The 21,461-nt window shown below is 75.4% G+C and carries 15 protein-coding genes and 3 pseudogenes; 10 read left to right on the top strand and 8 right to left on the bottom strand.

Translation table 11 applies throughout. From position 1 onward, the window contains the following. The first annotated feature begins 1 nt into the window (after position 1). Both ET495_RS14645 and ET495_RS14650 read left to right on the top strand, forming a co-directional pair. A complete protein-coding gene (locus ET495_RS14645) occupies positions 2–388 on the top strand; it encodes a TadE family type IV pilus minor pilin (protein WP_129205395.1) in 387 nt (128 codons plus the stop codon). Beyond that, the gene (locus ET495_RS14650; RefSeq protein WP_129205396.1) at positions 328–834 is read left to right on the top strand and encodes an Rv3654c family TadE-like protein; all 507 of its coding nucleotides are present in this window, start codon (positions 328–330) and stop codon (positions 832–834) included. Before ET495_RS14645 ends, ET495_RS14650 begins: the two co-directional genes overlap by 61 nt. A gap of 240 nt (positions 835–1,074) precedes the next feature. On the opposite strand, the pseudogene ET495_RS14655 reads toward ET495_RS14650, so the two are convergent. Next, positions 1,075–3,553 (bottom strand): annotated as a pseudogene (locus ET495_RS14655) (DEAD/DEAH box helicase). A 96-nt stretch (positions 3,554–3,649) separates the two neighbouring features. Then, on the bottom strand, positions 3,650–4,438 hold the full coding sequence (locus ET495_RS14660; RefSeq protein WP_211340858.1) for an alpha/beta fold hydrolase: 789 nt from the start codon (positions 4,436–4,438) through the stop codon (positions 3,650–3,652). 144 nt (positions 4,439–4,582) lie between these two features. On the opposite strand from ET495_RS14660, the gene ET495_RS14665 reads away from it, so the two are divergent. Beyond that, positions 4,583–5,218, top strand: a complete 636-nt coding sequence (locus ET495_RS14665) for an SRPBCC family protein (protein WP_129205398.1) — start codon at positions 4,583–4,585, stop codon at positions 5,216–5,218. 10 nt (positions 5,219–5,228) lie between these two features. Here ET495_RS14665 and ET495_RS14670 read toward each other — a convergent pair. Then, positions 5,229–6,529 (bottom strand): annotated as a pseudogene (locus ET495_RS14670) (M18 family aminopeptidase). 162 nt (positions 6,530–6,691) lie between these two features. Here ET495_RS14670 and ET495_RS14675 point away from each other — a divergent pair. Then, the gene (locus ET495_RS14675; RefSeq protein WP_129205399.1) at positions 6,692–9,007 is read left to right on the top strand and encodes a sodium-translocating pyrophosphatase; all 2,316 of its coding nucleotides are present in this window, start codon (positions 6,692–6,694) and stop codon (positions 9,005–9,007) included. A gap of 51 nt (positions 9,008–9,058) precedes the next feature. Here ET495_RS14675 and ET495_RS14680 read toward each other — a convergent pair whose 3' ends face one another. After that, complete coding sequence (locus tag ET495_RS14680; protein WP_245993112.1) at positions 9,059–9,601, bottom strand: DinB family protein; 543 nt, start codon at positions 9,599–9,601, stop codon at positions 9,059–9,061. Between the two features lie 87 nt (positions 9,602–9,688). Between ET495_RS14680 and ET495_RS14685 the strand changes: the two genes are divergently transcribed. The 5 genes and pseudogenes from ET495_RS14685 (at position 9,689) to topA (ending at position 16,400) form a co-directional block, all read left to right on the top strand. Then, positions 9,689–10,213, top strand: a complete 525-nt coding sequence (locus ET495_RS14685; protein WP_129205400.1) for a hypothetical protein — start codon at positions 9,689–9,691, stop codon at positions 10,211–10,213. Between the two features lie 95 nt (positions 10,214–10,308). Further along, on the top strand, positions 10,309–10,893 hold the full coding sequence (locus ET495_RS18250) for a hypothetical protein (protein ID WP_211340859.1): 585 nt from the start codon (positions 10,309–10,311) through the stop codon (positions 10,891–10,893). Continuing rightward, positions 10,890–12,475, top strand: a pseudogene (locus tag ET495_RS14695) (DUF7059 domain-containing protein). The gene ET495_RS18250 and the pseudogene ET495_RS14695 overlap by 4 nt, the downstream one beginning before the upstream one ends. A gap of 88 nt (positions 12,476–12,563) precedes the next feature. Then, complete coding sequence (locus ET495_RS14700; protein WP_129205401.1) at positions 12,564–13,481, top strand: phosphatase PAP2 family protein; 918 nt, start codon at positions 12,564–12,566, stop codon at positions 13,479–13,481. A gap of 165 nt (positions 13,482–13,646) precedes the next feature. Further along, the gene (gene topA / locus ET495_RS14705) at positions 13,647–16,400 is read left to right on the top strand and encodes a type I DNA topoisomerase (RefSeq protein ID WP_129205402.1); all 2,754 of its coding nucleotides are present in this window, start codon (positions 13,647–13,649) and stop codon (positions 16,398–16,400) included. A 13-nt stretch (positions 16,401–16,413) separates the two neighbouring features. Here topA and ET495_RS18945 read toward each other — a convergent pair whose 3' ends face one another. The 3 genes from ET495_RS18945 to ET495_RS14715 are packed head-to-tail and all read right to left on the bottom strand — an operon-like array spanning position 16,414 to position 19,954. Continuing rightward, positions 16,414–17,766 carry an FtsX-like permease family protein gene (locus ET495_RS18945; RefSeq protein ID WP_245993113.1) on the bottom strand — a complete coding sequence of 451 codons (1,353 nt, stop codon included), beginning with the start codon at positions 17,764–17,766 and terminating at the stop codon, positions 16,414–16,416. Beyond that, on the bottom strand, positions 17,694–19,025 hold the full coding sequence (locus ET495_RS18950; RefSeq protein WP_245993115.1) for an FtsX-like permease family protein: 1,332 nt from the start codon (positions 19,023–19,025) through the stop codon (positions 17,694–17,696). Before ET495_RS18950 ends, ET495_RS18945 begins: the two co-directional genes overlap by 73 nt. Continuing rightward, on the bottom strand, positions 19,022–19,954 hold the full coding sequence (locus ET495_RS14715) for an ABC transporter ATP-binding protein (RefSeq protein ID WP_129205403.1): 933 nt from the start codon (positions 19,952–19,954) through the stop codon (positions 19,022–19,024). Before ET495_RS14715 ends, ET495_RS18950 begins: the two co-directional genes overlap by 4 nt. 121 nt (positions 19,955–20,075) lie before the next feature. Here ET495_RS14715 and ET495_RS14720 point away from each other — a divergent pair, with 121 nt between their 5' ends. After that, positions 20,076–20,276 carry a hypothetical protein gene (locus tag ET495_RS14720; protein ID WP_129205404.1) on the top strand — a complete coding sequence of 67 codons (201 nt, stop codon included), beginning with the start codon at positions 20,076–20,078 and terminating at the stop codon, positions 20,274–20,276. Between the two features lie 22 nt (positions 20,277–20,298). Here the strand turns inward: ET495_RS14720 and ET495_RS14725 are convergent, their stop codons facing one another. Further along, positions 20,299–21,459: a cysteine desulfurase family protein gene (locus tag ET495_RS14725; RefSeq protein WP_129205405.1), complete on the bottom strand. Its 1,161-nt coding sequence runs from the start codon at positions 21,457–21,459 to the stop codon at positions 20,299–20,301. Positions 21,460–21,461: the final 2 nt, after the last annotated feature.

A 21,461-nucleotide genomic window follows, 5' to 3' on the forward strand; every position in this document is an offset into this window, starting at 1 on the left:
CATGACGAGGGCACGGGCCCGAGACGGTCGGGGGCGCGCACCCGCCGGAGGCTGCGCCGAACGCGGCGCGGTCACCGCGGAGCTCGCCGTCGGGCTACCCGTCGTGGCTCTGCTGCTCGTCGCGGTGCTCGCCCTCACGGCCGCGTCCAGCGCGCAGCTTCGCGCGCTGGACGCGGCCCGGGCCGGGGCGCGGGCGCTGGCGATCGGGCAGGAGGAGGCGCAGGTGCGCGCGCTCGTCGCGACCGTGGGAGGCGAGGGCGCGGTAGCCGAGGTCCAGCGAGACGGAACGTGGGCAGTGGTCGAGGTCTCGCGGCCGGTCGGCGGCGGATGGTTCGCGCACGGCCCGCTGCGCGCCACCGCGCGGGCGACGGCGTGGGTCGAGCCGTGAACGCCCCTCGGCCCTCCGGCGGCGTGCGCGTCAGCGCCCCTGGGGGCCCGCGCGGGCAGCGTCCGGAGGACGATGCACGACTCCGCGCGGCAGACGGCGAGCGCGGCGCCGGGACCGTGCTGGTTCTTTGCCTCGCCGCGGTCGTGCTGCTGCTCGGCCTCGGTCTCGCCACGCTCGGCACCGCTCAGGTCACGCGCGATGCCGCCCAGGGGGCCGCGGATCTCGCGGCGCTCGCGGGTGCGACCGCGCTCCGCGACGGTCTCGACCCGTGCGGCACGGCCCGTGAGGCGGCGGTGCGCAACCACGCGTCCCTCGCGTCGTGCGATCTCGAGGACGGCGGCATCGTCGGCGTCGTGGTGACGCGGCCGATGCCCGCCGTCCCGGCATGGGCGGGAGGCGAGGCCGGCGCTCGCGCCCGGGCCGGGCCGCGGCTCGGGCCGGGCTGATCCCGAGGCGGCGTCGCCCGCTCCCGGACCGGCCGAGCCCCGCCGCGTCGCCGAGCGCCGGGCTCGTCTCTGCGCGGCGCAGGCCCGGGCGTGGGTCGGCGAGGGCTCGGACGCGGGTCGGCGTGGGCCGGCGAGGCCGGGACAGAGGAGGTGCCGGCGGGGTGCGAGCCGACGCCCGCCAAGCCGACGGCGACCGCGGCCGATGTGCCGACGTGCTCTCCCTGCGGGGCGGCTGGTCCGTCAGGCGCTCGGCGCGTGGCGCAGCACGGCGTCGAGGAGCGTGACCGCCGCGGCCTTGTCGAGCGGGCTGTTGTAGCTGCCGCACTTGGGCGACTGCACGCACGCCGGGCAGCCGTGGTCGCAGGGGCAGGCGGCGATCGCATCGCGCGTGGCGCGCAACCACACCGCGCCGAGCCGGTACCCGCGCTCGGCGAACCCGGCGCCACCCGGGTAGGCGTCGTAGACGAAGACCGTCGCCTCCCCGGTGTCGGCGTGCAGCTCGGTCGAGATGCCGCCCAGGTCCCACCGGTCGCACGTCGCCAGCAGGGGAAGGAGCCCGATCGAGGCGTGCTCGGCCGCGTGCAGCGCACCCGGCACGACGTCGGCGTCCAGGCCCGCTGCGCGCAGCACGAACTCGGGCACCGACCACCACACGGCGGTCGTCGCGAGGGTCCGCTCGGGCAGGTCGAGGGCCTCGGTGCCGAGCACCTGCAGGTCGGGCAGCCGGCGCCGCTCGAAGCTGACGACCTGGCTCGTGACCTCCACGGGCCGAGCCCCACGTGACCGGCCCCCATGACCGCCCGGTCGTGGCCCGCCCCGGCCCGGCGTCCGGCGCCGGCTCCTCGACCACGATCGACATGACCTCGCGCGACCACGTCCCGTGGTCGACGTCGCGTCGCACGACGAGCGCGACGCGATCGGCGAGATCGAGGTGGTCGACCACGAACGTCGTGCCCTGGTGGACGTACACCGCACCGTCGTGGACCTGGCCGTCGGCGGCGCCCGCGTCGACCGTCCCCAGCAGCCGGCCGGTGGGCGCCTCGACGACGCGCACGGGTCGTCCGCCCGAGCCGCGCAGATCGGCCATGCCGGCCGCGGGCTGCGCGTGCGTCCAGTACCAGCCGGAGGGCCGGCGTCGCAGCGCCCCGCCCTCGACCAGCTCGTCCAGCACGGCCCGCACGTGCGCCGGGTCGCCGAACCGGGCCAGGTCCTCGGAGCGCAGCGGAACCTCCTGCGCCGCCGCGCACAGCTGCGGGGCCAGCACGTAGCGGTTGGCCGGGTCGAAGACCGTCGCCTCCAGCGGCGCGTCGAACACGGCCTCGGGATGGGTCACGAGGTAGGTGTCGAGCGGGTCCTCGCGGGCCACGAACGCCACCAGCCCGTCGGCCCCCGCGCGCCCGGCGCGCCCCGCCTGCTGCCACAGCGACATGCGCGTGCCGGGCCAGCCCGCGATGAGCACCGCGTCGAGCCCCGAGATGTCGACGCCGAGCTCGAGCGCGTTCGTCGTCGCCAGGCCCAGCAGCGCACCCGAGCGGATCGCCTGCTCGAGCTCGCGACGCTCCTCCGGCAGGTAGCCGCCACGGTAGGCGGCCACACGCCTCGACAGGTCGGCCGACACCGGCCGCAGGTGGTCGCGCGCCGCTTGCGCGACAGACTCCGCGCCGCGGCGCGACCGCGTGAACGCGAGCGTGCGCGCCCCGTGCGCCGCCAGGTCGGCCAGCAGGTCGGCCACCTCCGCGGTCGCCGTGCGGCGCGGGTGGTCGGCCGCGCCGTCGGCCGTCACCACGGGCGCCTGCTCACCCTCGGCGTGGCCCGGGTCCAGCGGGTCGGGCAGCAGCCACGGGTCGTCGTCGCCGGGCGTGGAGCGCGCGAACGCGAACGACGCCAGCTCGGGCGGCTGCCACAGTGCCACGGTGCGCCGCCCGGACGGCGACGCGTCCGCGGTCAGCGCGACGACGTCGTCGGCGCTCACCCCGAGCAGCCGTGCGGCGCTCGCGGCGGGCTCGGCCGACGTCGCGCTCGCGACGACGAACGTGAGCGCCCCGCCCCGGTGGTGCTCGACGAGCCGGGCGAGGCGGCGCAGCACGAGGGAGACGTGCGCGCCGAACACGCCCCGGTAGGTGTGGCCCTCGTCGACGACGACGTAGCGCAGCGCACGCAGGAACCGCGACCAGCGCCGCTGGTTCGGGAGCAGCGAGAAGTGCAGGAAGTCGGGGTTGGTGAGCACGACGTCGGCGTGCTCCTGCACCCAGCGGCGCTCCTCGGCGGGGGTGTCGCCGTCGCAGGTGGCCACGCGCAGGTCGCGCCCGGCGTCGTCGGGCATGGCCGCCAGGACGCGGTCGAGGGCCGCGAGCTGGTCGGCGGCGAGCGCCTTGGTGGGGGACAGGTAGAGCACCGCGCCCCGTCGTTGCCGCGGCAGCCCGCGCCCGACGGCGGTCAGCGCGGGCAGCCAGAACGCGAGCGACTTGCCCGAGCCGGTCGACGTGGCGAGCGCGACGTGCCGTCCCGACCACGCGGCCGAGGCCGCGTCGGCCTGGTGCACCCACGGGCGCCCGACGCCCAGCGACCGGTAAGCCGCGACGAGGGCCGGGTCGGCCCACGCGGGCCAGTCGGCGGTGCGGCCGGCTCGGGCGGGGAGGGTGCGCACGTGCGTCAGCCGGTCGGCTCGCGCGCCGCCCGCGAGCAGCACGTCGAGCAGCGGGTGGGGGGCGTCGGGCACGGGTTCATCCTCCCAGGTCCGTGGTGGGACGACCGGCGCCGGCCGTCCGGGCCTGGCGGGCTGGCCCGGCGGGCTGGCCCGGCGTCGACCGGCGGCTCAGCGCGCCTGCGAGGCCGGCCCGTCGACCGTCAGGTGGCGGGCGAGGAACGGGTCGACGACCGCGTGGTACGCGGCGGGTGCGTCGCGCCGGACGCAGTGCCCTGCGCCGTCGATCACCACGGCCTCGACGTTCGGGTTGCTCGTCCGGGCTGCGAACGGCGCCAGAGCCCCGAGCGCAGGGAGCACGAACAGCGTCGGCACCGCGAGGGTCTCCAGCAGTGCCGGCCAGTCGCGTTCGGGCAGTTCGAGCCGGTCGATCATCGCCCGCTCGACGAACGGCTTGCACGCGGCCCAGGCGTGGATCTCGCGTGCGGACCAGGGGGTCTCGGCCGCCATCCGGCCGATCTCGGCGTCCGTCCCGCCCGCGAAGGCGTCGAGGAACCGGTGCTGCTGCGCCTGGAACTCCGGCAACGAGTCGTTGTCTCCCGGGCACGGCAGGGGCGGGTCCTCCAGGACGACGGCACGGACCAGGCCGGGCGCGGCTGCCGCCACGCTCAGCGACAGGTGCGCGCCGAGCGAGTGCCCGACCAGCGCGGGAGGTTCCGGCAAGGACGCGAGCAGTTCCCGCAGGTCGCGCGTCCACCGCTGGGCGACGTCGCCCGGCTCGTCGTCGGTGAAGCGCGGTGAGGCACCGTGACCGCGCAGGTCGACGGCCAGGAGGGGCCACCGGGCCTGCCACCGGCCGACGGCGTCGGGCCAGGTGGTGCCCGCGTCGGTCAGGCCGTGGACCAGGACGAGGCGGGGCGCGCCCGCCGGCCCGAACCGATGCGTCACGATCGGTGCCACCGTGCCCTCCCACCCGTGCGCCGACGCCAGGAACGCCCTCAGTGTGGCCCGGCCGTGGCCGGCTGGTGGCGGCCCTGGCGCTCGAAGCGACGCACGGGACCACCGGCACTGGCGTGAGGGACGCCGGGCACGCACCATCGAGTCATGGACCGAACCCGTGGCCGTCCCGCGTCCCTCGTCGCGACCTGCGCCCTCGGAGTGGGGGCCGCCCTGCTCACCCGGCGCATGACCCAGACGTGGGGCACGCTCGCCGGCGAGGCGGACGAGGTGCTCGCGGGCGACGGGATCCTGCCGCACGCCGACGTCGTCGCCACGCGCGGGATCGGGATCGCCGCCCCGCCGCGGGCGGTGTGGCCGTGGCTGGTCCAGCTCGGGTACGGGCGCGGCGGCTTCTACAGCTACGACCGGATCGAGCGGATGATCGGCCTCGACATCCACTCGGCGGATCGCGTCGAGGAGCGCTGGCAGGGCCTGGCCGTCGGCGACCCGGTCCACCTGGCGCCGCAGGTGGCGCTGCGCGTCGCGGAGCTGGAGCCGGGGAGCCACCTCGTGCTGGAGGGCGACGGCTCGCTGCCGGGGGCCGGCGCGGCCCCCTACGCGTTCACGTGGGCGTTCGTGCTGCGTCCGGTGGACGCGGGCACGCGCCTGCTGGTCCGCGAGCGGTACCGCCCGCTGGGCGCGGGCGGGCGCGTGCTTGCGGAGGTGGTGCAGCCGATGAGCTTCGTGATGACGGCGGCCATGCTGCGCGGCATCCGCGAGCGGTCGCTGACGGCCGCCTGAGCGCTTCCGGTCAGCCGGCGAGCACCTGCGCCATCGCCCGCGTCAGGTACCACGGGTCGACGACGGCGGTCAGTTCGCGCGCGGAGTGCATCGACAGGATCGGCACCCCGACGTCGACGGTGCGCAGCCCGAACCGTGTGGCGGCGATCGGCCCGATGGTCGACCCGCACGGGATCGCGTTGTTGGACACGAACTCCTGGCTCGGCACGTCCGCGGCCGCGCATGCGGCCTGCCAGCGCGCGGCGCCGTGCGCGTCCGTCGCGTACCGCTGGTTGGCGTTGATCTTGAGGATGGGGCCGCCGCCCGCGACCGGGTGGTTGGCCGGGTCGTGCCGCTCGGGGTAGTTGGGGTGGACGGCGTGCCCGACGTCGGACGACACGAGGAACGACGCGGCGAACGCCTGCGCGCGCTGCTCGGTGGTCGCGCCGAGCGCGGCGGACACGCGGGTGAGCACGTCGCCGAGCAGCGGCCCGCCGGCGCCGGACCGCGTCTGGGAGCCGATCTCCTCGTGGTCGAACGCGGCGATCACTTGCACGCTCGGCCCGGTGCCCGCGACGCTCAGCAGTGCCGCGAGCGCGGCGTGCGTCGACAGCAGGTTGTCGAGCCTTCCCGACGCCCACAGGGCGCCCCCCGCCCGAACGCACGTGGTGCCTGCGTGTCCGCGACGACGACGTCGTACCCGCCGATCGCGGCCGGGTCGACGCCGGCGCCGTCGTCGGCGGTCGCGGCGAGCGCCGCGAGCACGTCGGCCTCGGACGGGTCGCCCAGTCCCCATACGGGCTGGGTGTGGCGCTGCTTGTCGAGCGTGAGGCTCTCGTTGGCCGACCTGTCGAGGTGGACGGCGAGCTGTGGCAGGCGCAGCAGCGGCCCGGTGCGTACCAGGTGCTCGCTGCCGTCGAGCAGCACGAGGCGTCCCGCGAGCTCGAGCTCGCGGTCGAGCCACGAGTTGAGCAGCGGCCCGCCGTAGACCTCGACGCCGGCCTGCCAGAACCCGTGTCCGCCGGTGGTGGGGCGGGGCTTGAGCTTGAAGCCGGGTGAGTCGGTGTGCGTCCCCAGGACGGTGAACGGGGTCGTCGGCCCGGCGTGGGCGGGCACGGCGAACGCGACGACGGAGCCGTCTCGCACGACGACGTAGCGGCCGCCGGGCTCGATCGCCCAGGCGTCGGTCTCGTCCAGCGGGGCGAACCCGGCCGCTCGTGCGCGCATTGCGACATCGGCTGCGGCGTGGAACGACGAGGGTGAGGCGGTGACGAATGCGCCCAGGTCCTCGACGTGGGCGCGGGCCTGGGCGGGGACGGCGGCGATCGGCATGCACCGCAGTCTCGCATGCGCTATGTCGTGGGCCACGTTGTCGCGCTCTTCACACCCTCTCGTGAGAACCGTCACATTGTGGGTACACTCCCGGCATCCCGTCGTCAACGACGCCGGCGGGTCCTTTCACCGCCTCGGGGGAGGCGTCGTCAAGGAGGACGGATGCTCACGCTTGGTACCGGAAGCGTCGTGATCGTCGCGGTGGTCACCGCGATCGGGGTCGCGGCCCTGGTTTGTGCTTTCGTCCTGCGACGGCAGGTTCTCGCGGCCGGCGAGGGGACCCCTGCGATGCGCGAGATCGCCAAGGCGGTGCAGGAGGGCGCGGCCGCCTACCTCAACCGGCAGTTCCGCACGCTGGCACTGTTCGCGGTCGTGGTGTTCGCGCTGCTGTTCCTGCTGCCCGGCGACGGCGGCGTGCGTCTGGGGCGCTCGATCGCCTTCCTCGTGGGCGCGGCGTTCTCGGCCGCCATCGGGTACCTCGGCATGTGGCTGGCCGTGCGTGCGAACGTCCGTGTCGCCGCCGCGGCCGCGGAGCACGGCGGGCGCAACCGGGGCGCGCAGATCGCGTTCCGCACGGGCGGCGTCGTCGGCATGTCCGTCGTGGGGCTGGGCCTGCTGGGGGCCGGGCTCGTGGTGCTGGTCTACCGCGAGAACGCGCCGGTCGTGCTCGAGGGCTTCGGTTTCGGTGCGGCGCTGCTGGCGATGTTCATGCGTGTCGGCGGCGGCATCTTCACCAAGGCCGCCGACGTCGGCGCCGACCTCGTGGGCAAGGTCGAGCAGGGCATCCCCGAGGACGACCCGCGCAACGCCGCGACCATCGCCGACAACGTCGGTGACAACGTGGGCGACTGCGCCGGCATGGCCGCCGACCTCTTCGAGTCCTACGCCGTCACGCTCGTGGCCGCCCTCATCCTGGGCCGGGCCGCGATGGGCGAGCAGGGCATGGTCTTCCCCCTCATGGTCACCGCGATCGGTGCGTTCGTCGCGCTGCTGGGCGTGCTCGTGACCCGGGTGCGGGGCACCGAGAACGGCCTCAAGGCGATCAACCGGGGCTTCTACATCTCCGCCGTGGTGGGCGTGGTGCTTGCTGCGGTCGCGGCGTTCGCGTACCTGCCGTCGTCGTTCGACGACCTGCTCGGCGGGGGCGGCACCGCCGACCTCGGCGCGCTCGGCTCGCTGTCGGCCGACCCGCGCGTCGACGCGGCGCTGGCCGTCGCCGTCGGCGTGCTGCTCGCGGGCGTGATCCTGTGGATCACGGGCTACTTCACGGGCACGACGTCGAAGCCGACGCTGCACGTCGCCCAGACGTCGCGCACGGGCGCGGCCACCGTGGTGCTGTCCGGCATCGGCGTGGGCTTCGAGTCGGCCGTGTACACCGCGGGCATCATCGCGGCCGCGATCTGCGCGGCGTTCCTGCTGGCCGGCGGCTCGGTGTGGCTGGCGCTGTTCCTCATCGCCCTCGCGGGCTGCGGGCTGCTGACGACGGTCGGCGTCATCGTCGCCATGGACACCTTCGGGCCCGTGAGCGACAACGCGCAGGGCATCGCCGAGATGTCCGGCGACGTCGACGAGGAGGGTGCGCAGGCGCTCACCGACCTCGACGCCGTCGGCAACACCACCAAGGCCATCACCAAGGGCATCGCCATCGCGACGGCCGTGCTCGCCGCGACGGCCCTGTTCGGCTCGTACGCCGACGCCGTCGAGCGCGCCGTGGCCGGTGTCGGTCACCGCGGCGCCGGGCTGGTCAACGCGATGCTGAGCTTCGAGATCATCTCGCCGGTCACGCTCGTGGGCGTGATCCTCGGTGCGGCGACGGTGTTCCTGTTCTCCGGCCTCGCCGTCGACGCCGTCACACGCGCCGCCGGCGCGATCGTCTACGAGGTGCGCCGCCAGTTCCGCGAGCACCCCGGGATCATGACGTACGAGGAGCGGCCCGAGTACGGCCGGGTCGTGGACATCTGCACGCGCGACTCGCTGCGCGAGCTTGCGACGCCCGGCCTCCTCGCGGCGTTCGCGCCCATCGCGGTCGGGTTCGGCCTCGGCGTCGGGCCGCTGGCCGGGTTCCTCGCGGGCGCCATCGGTGCCGGCGTGCTCATGGCGATCTTCCTGGCCAACTCGGGCGGCGCCTGGGACAACGCGAAGAAGATCGTCGAGGACGGCGCCCACGGCGGCAAGGGCTCGGAGGCTCACGCGGCGACCGTCATCGGCGACACCGTCGGCGACCCGTTCAAGGACACCGCCGGCCCGGCCATCAACCCGCTCATCAAGGTCATGAACCTGGTCGCGGTGCTCATCGCCCCCGCGGTGGTCGCGATGTCGGTGCCCGACGACGCCAACCACTGGCTGCGGGTCGGGCTCGCGTGCGTGGCAGCGGCGGTCGCGTTCGGCGCCGTCATCGCCTCGCGGCTGCGCGCGGCGCGCGTCGACGAGGAGGCGGAGCGGGCCGAGGAGGAGGCGCTGGCAGCGGAAGGGCGCTAGGGCCGTTCTCGCGTCGGCGCCGAGGGCCCGCGGGCGCAGGCGTCGACCGGCCTAGAGCCCCGTGCGTCCGTCGATGCACTCGCGCAGCAGGTCAACGTGGCCCATGTGCCGCGCGTACTCCTCGATCAGGTGGACCAGCACGTCACGAGCCTCGACCGTGCCGTCCGCGAACGGCACCTCGCGGTCCATCTCCTCCGACCAGAACACGTCGTCGGACGCCGCGACCGCCTCGCCCCACGCGTCCCACGCCTCGGTCACGCACGCGTCGGTCGCCGTCGCGCCGGCGAAGTCGTGGTCGGCGACCTCCGGCAGCTCGAACGGACCGGGCGTGTGCCGGCCGTTCAGCACGCGCTGGAACCAGTGGTGCTCGACGTTGGCGAGGTGCCGCACGATCCCGAGCAGCGACAGCGCCGACGGCGGCACCGACCGCCGTGCGAGCTGCTCGGCGTCGAGGCCGTCGCACTTCATCACGAGCGTCATCCGGTAGCGGCACAGGTACTCCCAGACCGTCTCCTTCTCGCCCGAGGGCTCGGGGCCGGTGGAACGCGGGTCGTGTTCGGGGTCGACCCACAGGGCGGTCGTCGCGGACGTCACGCGCGGAGGATCACCCGAGCGTCCCGCCCTGGTCAAGTGCACGATCAGGCATTCGGCGCGCGCCGGGCTCCGCGCTACCCTCCCGCCATGAAGCGAGCCACGACGCGACGGTTCGCCGTGCGTGTTCCGCGCGGTCGCCGCCTCGCCGTCCCCCGCATGCTCGACCGTCGGCTGGCGCTCGTCACGGTGGCGGGCGCCGCGCTCGTCGCGGGCCTGGGAGCGGGCGCGGCCGGTGACCGGGTCCCCGAGGCCGCGCCCGAACCCGTCGCTGCGACGCCCGAGCAGTGCGCCGCCGCCCAGGTCGCCTGGACGGAGTCGGCGGCGCGGCAGGTGACGATGGACGCCGAGGATCCGGCGACGCTGCGGGCAGGGTTCGTCGGGGCGAGCCGGGCGCTGGCGGACGTCGCCCCGCCGGCCGCGGTCGCGGCGGACTGGACCGCCGTGAGGTCCTTCTTCGACACGGTCGCCCAGGCCGTCGCTCCGGTGGACCCCGCGGACGCGGACGGGATCGTGGCCGCCGTCGACACCGCCCTCGCCGGGCTCGACACCGGCGCGGTCACCGCGGCCTCGGCGCGCGTGACGCAGTTCCTGCACACCGACTGCGCGGGCTGAGGCGAGATGTCTCGCGGGTGAGATCTGGCGCGGTTTCTGCCCTGAACCGCGCCGCGCGATTTCATCTGACGCGCTCGGTGGGTGACGATGGACGGATGCTTCCCTTCCGGCCGGTACAGCCCCGCGCGCCCCGCGTGCGCGCCGTGGCGGCCCTCGTCTCAGCGGGGGTGCTCGCCACCGTCCTGCTCGGCGGCTGCAGCGGACCCTTCGGCGCGAACGACTCCGGGTCGGGCGAGCCCACGTCGGAGTCGTCCGCGGTGGTCGTCGCCCCGGACGCCGTCGTGCCCGAGTCCGACGGCGGCGGCGCCGAGATGCCGGCCGCCGAGCCGAACGCCACACCCGAGGCGGACTGCGCTGCTCTGCAGGCCGCGTGGAACCAGACCAACCAGGCGCTGGTGAACCTCAGCGCAGACCACCCGCGCGCGCTGGTCAACTCCTTCCGTGTCGCGGCCGAGGCGATGACGGGCGTCGAGGCTCCCGAGGCGATCGCCGAGCCGTGGTCGGCCATGGCCCGCTACCTCGCGCGGGTCAACAAGGGCCTGGAGGACGTCGACGCGAGCGACGCCGGTGCCGTCTCCGCCGCGATGGCCGACGCCGTGTCCGCCGACGACACGAAGGCGGCCACCGCCGCCGGCGAGAAGATCACGCAGTTCGTCTCCGGCGGCTGCGTCGCGCCGTGAGCGTCCCTGCCGCCGACGCCGCCGCGCTCGCCGCGCTCCGTGCCGACCTGGAGGATGCCGACTACACCGTCGACGGCGTCGCCGACCTCGTCGGCAGCCTGGGGGTGGCGGCGCTGCACCGCGAGCAGGCGCTGCCCGCGATCCGGGCGGTCGAGGCCGCCGTCGGTGGCCGCGCGCCACGCTCCTGGGACCCGCGGGCCACGCTCACCCGGCTCTTCCTGCTGGGCGGCCAGGTGCCGCGCGCCGCGCTCGACGCGGCGCTCCCGGCCACGGGCGCCGACGGACTCGTGCGTGCGGGCCTCGCGATCGCTGCCGGCCAGGGCGACGACGCCGCGGTGCGCGCCGCCGTCGACCTCGCGCCCTATGCGGCCACCGACGCGCGCGGCGACGTGCGCTGGTGGCTCGCCTCCGACCTGGGCGAGCTGGCCCGGGGCGGGGCCATCGCCAACGACCACGTGCTCGGCGCGGGCGGGGCGTCGCTCATGCTCGCGCAGGTCACGATGCGTGAGCCGGTCGGGCGCGTGCTCGACCTGGGCACCGGGTGCGGCATCCAGGCGCTGCACGCGTCGCGGCACGCGGGCGCCGTCGTCGGCACGGACGTCTCGGCTCGGGCGCTGGCGTTCGCGCGGCTCAACGCGGGTCTCAACCTGGGGGACGCGGACGCGTTCGACCTGCGGCTCGGGTCGATGCTCGAGCCGGTCGCGGGGAGGCCTTCGACCTCGTGGTGTCGAACCCGCCGTTCGTCATCACGCCGCACTCCGGGGCGGCAGGCCGCGCCGTCCACGACGCCCTGGGCGACTTCGAGTACCGCGACGGGGGCCGCGCGGGCGACGACCTCGTGCGCGACCTGGTCACCGCCGTCGGTGCGGTGCTCGCGCCCGGTGGGACGGCCCAGCTTCTGGGCAACTGGGAGCACCGGCGTGGCGAGCCGTGGGCGGAGCGTGTCGGAGCCTGGCTCGACGCGTCGGGGCTCGACGGCTGGGTGATCCAGCGCGAGGTGCTCGACCCGGCCGAGTACGCCGAGACGTGGATCCGCGACGGCGGCACCACCCCCGACCGCGACCCGGACGGGTGGGCGGCCGCATACGGGGCGTGGCTCGACGACTTCGCGTCGCGTGACGTCGAGGCGATCGGGTTCGGCATCGTCACGCTGCGGCGCCCGGCCACCGAGCGCGCACGCCTGCGCCGCATCGAGGAGCACACGGGCGCGGTACGGCAGCCCCTCGGCGCGCATCTTGCGGCCTCGCTCGCGGCGCACGAGTGGCTCGCGGCCCGGACCGACGAGTCGCTCGCGCACTCACGGCTGGAGGTCGCCGCGGACGTGACCGAGGAGCGGTACCTCACCCCGGGCCTGCCGGACCCGAACGTCGTCGTCGTGCGGCAGGGCGACGGGCTGGGCCGCGGGGTCCACGCCTCGACGGCCCTCGCCGCGCTGGTCGGCGCGTGCGACGGCGAGCTCACGGTGGGGCAGATCGCGGGGGCGGTCGCCGCCCTCGTCGACGTCGACGCGGACGCCCTGCGCGCCGAGCTGCTTCCCGCGGTGCGCGGGCTGGTGCGCGACGGCTTCCTGCGGCCGGCCTGAGCCCGCGGTGGCACGTTCGCGCCGGGTCGCCGCGCGGCCCGTCCCGCACGATCACGGCCTCCCCACATCCTTTCGCTACGGTCTTACCATGCTCGACGCCACCCAGACCGCTCCTCGGTACCCCGTGCCTCTGGTGCACGCCGTGCCCCGGACGGTGCCGCGGGTGTTGTCCGCGCTCGTCGCGGTCGTCGCCGCGCTGGGCGTCCACCTCGTGTGGGCCGTCTTCGTCGCGACCGAGGCGGGCCAGCGTGTCGACCAGCTCGCGCTCACGGGTGCGCAGCACGGGCAGTACCGCCTGTGGACGCTCGCGGAGCCCGTGCTCGACGTCGTCTCCGTGGCCTTCGTCGTCGCGGGCATCGTCGTGGCCATGACCGTGGCGCTGGCGCGCCGGCGCTGGGCGCTCGCCCTCCAGGTCGCCGTGCTCGTCGGGGGCGCGAACGCGACGACGCAGCTGTTGAAGAAGCTCGTCTACGACCGGCCCCACCTGCTGCCCGGGTGGAGCGGGCCCAACACGCTCCCGAGCGGTCACACCACGGTCGCGGCGTCGGTCGCGCTCGCGCTGCTCCTCGTCGTCCCGCGCGCCTGGCGGCCCGTGGTCGCCGTGCTCGGCGCCCTCTGGACGGCCGCCATGGGCGTGTCCACGCTGGTGGGGCAGTGGCACCGGCCTTCCGACGTCGTCGCCGCCCTGCTGGTGACGCTCGCGTGGGCTGCGGCGGTCTGCGTGTTCGGCTCACGGTCGTCGCTCGACGTCGCCCGCCCGGGTGCGGGCATGCCGTTGCGGGGTTCGCTCGCGACGGCCGGGCTCCTCGTGCTCGGCGCCGCGGGTGCCGGCGTCGGCGCCCTCGTGGCGCTCGGCGACCTGCACGGCGGTGGGCGCGGGGTGCCGTTCTCCGGGGAGGTCACCGCCTACACCGGAGGCGTCGCGGGGGTGGTCGCGGTGACGGCGGCGGCGTTCGCGGCGATGCTGCTGCTGCGGCAGGCGACGGCGCGGCCGGGACCCACCTGAGCCTTTCACCCACCGGGCTCGCGGAGGCGCGCGAGCCGCGCCGGTCCGTGAGTGCGCGCGACGCCCAGCGGCGGCCACGGGTAAGGTGCCCGGACGGTGGGGGCGTACCGTGAACACCCGCGGAGCCGCGCCCGGCCCGCACGGAACCCCGGAGAGCAGGAACGGATGCCACGCAAGCTCGTGATCGTCGAGTCGCCGACCAAGGCTCGCAAGATCGCCGGCTACCTCGGCAAGGACTACGAGGTGGAAGCCAGCGTCGGGCACATCCGTGACCTTCCGCAGCCTTCCGAGCTTCCGGCGGAGATGAAGAAGGGCCCGTTCGGCAAGTTCGCCGTCGACGTCACGAACGGGTTCGAGCCTTACTACGAGGTGTACGCGGACAAGAAGGCCAAGGTCCGCGAGCTCAAGAAGGCGCTCAAGGAGGCCGACGAGCTGTTCCTCGCGACCGATGAGGACCGCGAGGGCGAAGCGATCGCGTGGCACCTCATCCAGGAGCTCAAGCCCAAGGTGCCCGTGCGCCGCATGGTGTTCCACGAGATCACCCGCGAGGCGATCCTGCGGGCGCTGGAGAGCACACGTGAGCTCGACACCGATCTCGTCGACGCGCAGGAGACGCGCCGCATCCTCGACCGCCTGTACGGCTACGAGGTCTCGCCCGTGCTGTGGCGCAAGGTCCGCCAGGGCCTGTCGGCCGGGCGGGTGCAGTCGGTCGCCACACGCCTCGTCGTCGAGCGCGAACGTGAGCGGATGGCGTTCGTCGCGGCGTCGTACTGGGACGTCACCGGGTCGTTCGCGCCGACGTCGGGCGAGGACGCCGGCACGCTGTTCACCGCGCGCCTGACGGGTGTCGCGGGCGAGCGCGTCGCCTCGGGCCGCGACTTCGACGACAAGGGGCGGCTCAAGGTCCGCACCGGTGTCGTCCACCTCGACGAGGCGACGGCGAACGCCGTCGTCGCGGGCCTGGACGGTGCCGGGTTCTCTGTACGTTCGCTCGAGACCAAGCCGTACACGCGCAAGCCGGCCGCGCCGTTCACGACCTCGACGCTGCAGCAGGAGGCCTCGCGCAAGCTGCGCATGAACGCACGCGCGACCATGCGCACCGCGCAGTCCCTGTACGAGAACGGCTACATCACGTACATGCGTACGGACTCCCCGGCGCTGAGCTCCGAGGCGATCGACGCCGCACGGCGCCAGGCCGCCGAGCTGTACGGCACCGAGTACGTGCCCGGGGCGCCGCGGCTCTACCAGTCGAAGTCGGCGGGCGCCCAGGAGGCGCACGAGGCGATCCGCCCCGCGGGCGACTCGTTCCGCACCCCCGCCCAGGTGGCGGGCGAGCTCACCGGCGACCAGTTCCGGCTGTACGAGCTCATCTGGAAGCGGACCGTCGCCTCGCAGATGGCCGACGCCAAGGGGTCGACGGCATCGGTGCGGCTCGCGGCCGCGCTGTCCGGTGCCGCGGGCGATCTCGCCGGGCGCGACGCCGTGTTCTCGGCGTCGGGCACCGTCATCACGTTCCGCGGGTTCCTCGCCGCGTACGAGGAGGGCTCGGACACCGAGGACGCGCCCGAGGCCGCGACCACGGGCAAGGACGCCCGCCTGCCGCGCATGGCCGAGGGTGACGCGCTCGACGCGCGCGACCTGAGCGCCGACGGGCACTCCACCACCCCGCCCGCGCGCTTCACCGAGGCGTCGCTCGTCAAGGCGCTCGAAGAGCTCGGCATCGGCCGCCCGTCGACGTACGCCGCCACGATCTCGACCATCCAGGACCGCGGGTATGTGCGCACGGCCGGGCAGGCGCTGATCCCGACCTGGCTGGCCTTCGCCGTGACCCGGCTCCTGGAGGATCACTTCGGCTCGCTGGTCGACTACCGCTTCACCGCGGCGATGGAGGCCGACCTCGACGAGATCGCGGCGGGCGAGCGCGAGCGCGTCGCCTGGCTCACCGAGTTCTACTTCGGCGGGTCGGCGGACGCTCCCGCCGCCGGCTCGGGGACCGCGGGCGGGCTCAAGAACCTCGTGGAGAATCTCGGCGAGATCGACCCGGTGGCCATCAACTCCGTGGAGATCGGGGACGGGCTGCGCGTGCGCGTGGGCCGCTACGGGCCGTACCTGGAGGACCTGTCGGCACCGGTCGCCGAGGGGGAGAACCCGCCTCGCGCCTCGGTGCCCGACGACCTCGCGCCCGACGAGCTGACGGTCGAGAAGGCGCGTGAGCTGCTCGCCGCGGGCGGGGACGACGGGCGTTCGCTCGGCGCGGACCCGGCCACGGGCCACGAGATCATCGCCAAGGCCGGACGCTACGGCCCGTACGTCACCGAGGTGCTGCCCGAGCCCGTGCTCGCCGAGGGCCTGTCGGCCGCCGCGCGCAAGAAGGCGCTGGCCGCGCAGCCCAAGCCCCGCACGGCGTCGCTGTTCAAGGACATGGACCTGGCGACCGTCACGCTCGACGACGCCCTCAAGCTCCTGTCGCTGCCGCGCGTCGTGGGCGTCGACCCCGAGTCGGGCACCGAGATCACCGCGCAGAACGGCCGCTACGGGCCCTACCTCAAGAAGGGCACCGACTCGCGCACGCTCGCGTCCGAGGCGATGCTCCTGACGGTCACGCTCGACGAGGCGCTGAAGATCTACGCCGAGCCGAAGCGCGGGCGTGGGGCTCGCGGGGCCGCTCAGCCGCCGCTGCGTGAGCTCGGCGACGACCCGACGAGCGGCAAGCCCATCGTGGTCAAGGACGGTCGCTTCGGCCCGTACGTCACCGACGGGGAGACCAACCGGACCCTGCCGCGCGACGTCACGCCCGAGTCGATCACCCCCGAGCGTGCGATCGAGCTGCTCGCCGAGAAGCGCGCCGCGGGCCCGGCGAAGCGGCGCACGACGGCGCGCAAGCCGGCGGCTCCGCGCAAGAAGGCTGCGGCGAAGTAGGGCTCCGGCGGGCTCAGTCCACCGTCACGGCCTCCAGCACGGGCAGCCGTGCCGCGCGGACGGCCGGCCCGATGCTCGCCACGAGCCCGATGACGACGGCCACGCCCAGGACGGCGAGCACCTGCCCCCAGGGGACGGCCAGGCGGCTGAGCCCCTCGTCGGCGAGCACCCCCGGCAGCGCGGCGCTCACCGCGATGCCCGTGGCCACGCCCAGCACCGTGCCGTACACCGCGATGAGCACCGACTCCAGGGCGATGACCGCGGCGAGCTGCAACCGCCCCAGCCCCACGGCGCGCAGCAGGCCGATCTCGCGCGTGCGCTCGATGACGCTGAGCGCGAGCGTGTTCACGATGCCCAGCAGCGCGATGACGATCGACAGGGCGAGCAGCGCGTACAGGATCGCGATGGCCTGGTCGACCTGGTCGGCGACGGCCGAGGCCGTCTCGTCGCGGTCGCGCACCGTCAGGACGAGGAACGGTGCGACGGCCTCGCGCAGGTCGGCGCGCACGGCGCCGACGTCGGTGCCGTCGGCGGGCGTGACGTAGACCGCCCGGACGCGTGCCTGCCCGGCGGGGACGACGTCGTCGAACACGTCGTCGCGCAGCACGATGCCCGTGCCGACGACCTGGCTGTCGAAGACGGCGCCGACCCGGACGGTCACACGGTGCGCGCCGAGACCCAGCCGCAGCTCGTCGCCGACCTGCACGCCCAGGGTGCGCGCGGTGCGGCGCACCACCGCGGCCTCCCCGTCGGCGAGCGCGGTCGAGGGGTCGCCCTGGAGGGCGTCGACGCGCAGCGCCGAGGCGAAGAACCCTCCGGCGACGCCCGCGACCTCGACCGACCGGGCCTCACCGTCACCCGCCGCGGCGCCCGTGGTCGCGAGCCGGACGACGTCGGTCGCGCCGACGCCCGGCACCGCGCGCACGGCGGGAACCGCGTCGGCGGGCAGCTGCATCGTGGCCGAGTCGACCAGGAGGGGAGCCCTCAGCTCGGTGTGGACGACGGTGCTCACCGACGCCTCGGTCGACGCGGCGATGACCCCCGTGCACGCGACCAGCGCCATGCCGATGAGCAGCGCGCCCGCCGTCGCCGCGGTGCGGCGCGGGTTGCGTGTGACGTTGCCGCGGGCCAGGCCGCCAAAAGGGCGCAGCAGCCAGGCCGCGGGGGCGCCGAGCACACGCAGCACGCCCCGGGCCACCGCGGGCGAGCCGACGAGCACGCCGAGCAGCAGCAGTCCCGCGCCGACGCCCAGCACCCAGCGCGGCGGCAGGGCGTCGACCCACCCCCAGCCGGTCACGCGGGCGTCGAGCGCGGAGCCGAGCCGCGAGGCGAGCACCAGCGCCCCGCTGCCGGCGATCGCCAGCACCGCCCCGGCCAGCGCGCGGGCACCCGTGCCGCGCTCGGGGCGACGTCGTCGCGCATCGCCTGCACGGGCGGCACGAGCGCGGCGCGGCGTGCGGGCAGCGCCGCGGCGACCAGGCACAGCACGGTGCCGAGCGTGACCGCCACCGCGACCTCGCCCGCCGACAGCGGCACGTCGCTGCCCAGCTGCATGCCGAACCGGGCCAGCACCGCGCGGATGCCGTGCACCAGCCCCACGCCGCCACCCACCCCGAGGGCAGCCCCCACGAGCCCCACCGCGAACGCCTGCACGAGCACCGAGGCGAAGACCTGCGCGGGGGATGCGCCGACGGCGCGCAGCAGCGCGTTCTCGCGCTGGCGTTCGCGCACCGCCATCGCGAACGCGTTGGTGATGATGAACGCGCCCACCACCAGGGCGATCGCGGCGAAGATGAGCAGGAACGTCTGCAGGAACCCGAGCACCTCCTGGATCGAGGCGCGTGACTCGGCGCGGACCGTCTCTCCGGTGACGGCCTGCGCGCCGGAGCCCGCGGGCAGCGCGGCGGCGACGCGGGCGGCGAGCGTCGCCTCGTCGACGCCCGGATCGGCGTACACGGACAGCTGCGGCACCTGCCCGTCCGGGGCGAAGACCGCGCGGGCCGTGGCGGCGTCGACGCCCACGAGCACGGCGCCGGCCGCCGAGGCGTCGATCGCGAACGTGCCCGAGACGGTGACCTGCCGCGGCGAGTCCCCGATCACCACCGTGGTCGCGTCCCCCGTGCGCAGGCCCGAGGCGCGCACGGCACCGGTCTCGAGCACGATCTGACCCTCGCCCGGCCACTCGCCCGTCGTGAGGTGGGCGGTCGGGTACTCGGGGTCGATCGCGAACGCCAGCGACGGCGGGCCCGAGGTCACGACCGCGGTGCCGTCGGCGCCGACGAGCACGACGGGGCCCGAGTAGTCCGGGACGACGCGCTGGACGCCGTCGACGGCCGCGACGTCGTCGGCGAGCGCGGCGGCGACCGGGCTGCGTTGCGCACCGAATCCCACGGGCGACGTGGGGGCGGCTCCCGGGTTCGCGAGGTCGGTCGCGACGGCCTCGGCCCCGCGGACGTAGACCGCGGCGTTGACCGACGTCGTGATGATCGCGTCGAACGTCGCGGCGAGCATGCCGCGGAACGCGAACGTGCCGACGACGAACGCGACGCCGAGCGTGACCGCGAGCACCGACAGGCTGAACCGGACCAGGTGCTCGCGGACGCCGCGCAGGGCGACCCGGATCACGGGGTCGCGGTCTCCGCCCCGGCCGGGGCGTCCGTGGCGGGGCGCGGAGGCTCGTCGGCGGGGATCGCCGCGTGCATGCCCGTGGGCGGACGCGCGGGCTCGTCGGCGGGGACCAGCGCGTGCATGCCTGTGGGTGGACGTGCGGGCTCGTCGTCGTCCTCGGCTCCGACGGCGGCGAGGATCTGCTCGCGGCTGGGGGCGTCGAGGTCGGCGGTGATGCGGCCGTCGCCGAGCATGAGCACGCGGTGCGCGTAGGACGCGGCACGCGGGTCGTGCGTGACCATGACGACGGTCTGGCCCAGGTCGTCGACGCTGCGGCGCAGGAACGTCAGCACCTCGCGCGAGGACCGTGAGTCGAGGTTGCCCGTCGGTTCGTCCGCGAACACCACGGACGGGCGCCCCACCAGGGCTCGCGCGCACGCGACACGCTGCTGCTCACCGCCCGACAGCGCGTTGGGGCGGTGGTGCAGCCGTGCGCGCATGCCGACGGCGTCGACCACCTCGTCGAACCAGGCCGGGTCGATGGGCGCGCGTGCGATGTCGAGCGGCAGCGTGATGTTCTCCGCCGCGGTGAGCGTCGGCACGAGGTTGTACGCCTGGAACACGAACCCGATGCGGGTGCGCCGCAGCCGGGTGAGCTTGCGCTGGCTGAGCGACGACACCTCGACGCCGTCGACGACGACGGTGCCGCTCGTGGGCGTGTCGAGCCCGGCCATGCAGTGCATGAGCGTCGACTTGCCCGACCCGGACGGCCCCATGATCGCGGTCAGCCGCCCGCGCGCGAAGTCGACGGACACGCCGTCGAGCGCCCGCACCTGCGTGTCGCCGGACCCGTAGGTCCGCACGAGGTCGCGCGCCGAGGCCTGCGCGGGCGGCTGCTCGGGGCGGGGGGTGTCGGGCGCGGTGTGCCGTCCGCGAGGCAGGTCCATGCCCCCATGCTGGCCCGCCCGGCCCGGTGCGCGCATGTGCGCGCGCCGGGGCGAGCGTCGCGGGGGTGTTGCACAGTGCCCGTGACCGACCATGAAGAGGGATGAGAACCAGGACCGGCCCGTGAGCCCCGCCGCGAACCGTCCCGACTTCGGCGAGGTGTTCCGCTCCACCTACCCGGGCGTGCTCGCGTACCTGCGGCGACGCGCCGCCGCTGTGCGGGCCCGGGTCGGTGCCGTTCGAGAGCTGCTGAGCGACGCCCGGCGACGACCGCCCCGGCCCCGGATCGACGCCCGGGACCGGGGCGGTCGCCGTCGTCGCTGATCGCCGGCCCCGGGAGCGAAGGTCAGGTTCCGAGGCGCCCGACGGCCGTCGTCGCATCGACCACGGCGGCGACCAGCGTGCCGGCGTCGAAGGGCGCCTCGACCGTGAACCGCACGGCCGTCTGCGCGACCTCGGGTGGCACGCCCAGCGCGAGCAGCACGTGCGACGGCTCGTCGCGCCCGGCCGCGCACGCCGACCCGCTCGACGTCACCACCCCGGCACGTTCGAGCTCCAGCAGCACCGCCTCGCCGCTCGTGCCGGGGAAGCAGAAGCTCGCGTGGCCCGGCAGGCGGGTCGCCGCCCCCATGGTTCGGTGCGCCGCCCGCGGGTCCGGCCCGGTCAGGACGGCGCCGGGCACACGCGCGAGCACCCCCGCGACGAGTGTGTCGCGTGACGCCGCCACGTCGGCCGCCCGCCCCCGCAACGCGGGCAGCGCGCGTACGGCCGCCGCGAGCCCGACGGCGAACGCGACGTTCTCGGTGCCGGACCGGCGCCCGCGCTCCTGCCCGCCGCCGTGGACGAGCGGTTCGAGCGGCAGCCCGGCGCGCACCAGCAGCGCGCCGACGCCCTTCGGGGCGCCGAGCTTGTGACCCGAGACGGACAGTGCGTCGACCCCGAGCCCGGCCAGCGAGACGTCGAGCCAGCCCGCGGACTGCACGGCGTCGGTGTGGAAGAGCGCGCCGGCCTCGTGTGCGGTGGCCGCGAGGGCGCGCACGTCCTGGACCGTGCCGACCTCGTTGTTGCCGTGGTGGATCGTCACGAGGGTCGTGTCGGGGCGCAGGGCGGCGCGCAGCGCGTCGGGGGTGACGGTGCCGTCGGGGGCCGGGGCCAGCACGGTCGCCGCGAACCCGTGGCACCGTTCCAGGTACGCGACGGACTCCAGCACCGCCTCGTGCTCGATCGCCGACGTGACGACGTGCCGACCCCGCGGCGCGGCGAGCGCGAGCCCCTTGACCGCGAGGTTGTCGGCCTCCGTGCCGCCCGACGTGAAGATCACCTCGCCGGGCCGCGCGCCGAACGCCGCCGCGACGTCCGCCCGGGCGGACGTGAGCGCCGTCGCGGCCCGGTGCCCGAGGTCGTGCGTCGACGACGGGTTGCCGAACTCGCCGGTCAGGTAGGGCCAGAGCGCTTCGAGCACCTCGCGTCGTACGGGCGTGGTGGCGGCCGCGTCGGCGTAGAGCATGG

The organism is Xylanimonas allomyrinae, from assembly GCF_004135345.1.
Lineage (GTDB): Bacteria > Actinomycetota > Actinomycetes > Actinomycetales > Cellulomonadaceae > Xylanimonas > Xylanimonas allomyrinae.

Coding starts and splice junctions, on each gene's coding strand:
- ET495_RS14645 (WP_129205395.1), top strand. CDS start 2: ATGACGAGGGCACGGGCCCGAGACGGTCGGGGGCGCGCACCCGCCGGA.
- ET495_RS14650 (WP_129205396.1), top strand. CDS start 328: ATGGTTCGCGCACGGCCCGCTGCGCGCCACCGCGCGGGCGACGGCGTG.
- ET495_RS14665 (WP_129205398.1), top strand. CDS start 4,583: ATGGACCGAACCCGTGGCCGTCCCGCGTCCCTCGTCGCGACCTGCGCC.
- ET495_RS14675 (WP_129205399.1), top strand. CDS start 6,692: ATGCTCACGCTTGGTACCGGAAGCGTCGTGATCGTCGCGGTGGTCACC.
- ET495_RS14685 (WP_129205400.1), top strand. CDS start 9,689: ATGAAGCGAGCCACGACGCGACGGTTCGCCGTGCGTGTTCCGCGCGGT.
- ET495_RS18250 (WP_211340859.1), top strand. CDS start 10,309: ATGCTTCCCTTCCGGCCGGTACAGCCCCGCGCGCCCCGCGTGCGCGCC.
- ET495_RS14700 (WP_129205401.1), top strand. CDS start 12,564: ATGCTCGACGCCACCCAGACCGCTCCTCGGTACCCCGTGCCTCTGGTG.
- topA (WP_129205402.1), top strand. CDS start 13,647: ATGCCACGCAAGCTCGTGATCGTCGAGTCGCCGACCAAGGCTCGCAAG.
- ET495_RS14715 (WP_129205403.1), bottom strand. CDS start 19,954: ATGGACCTGCCTCGCGGACGGCACACCGCGCCCGACACCCCCCGCCCC.
- ET495_RS14725 (WP_129205405.1), bottom strand. CDS start 21,459: ATGCTCTACGCCGACGCGGCCGCCACCACGCCCGTACGACGCGAGGTG.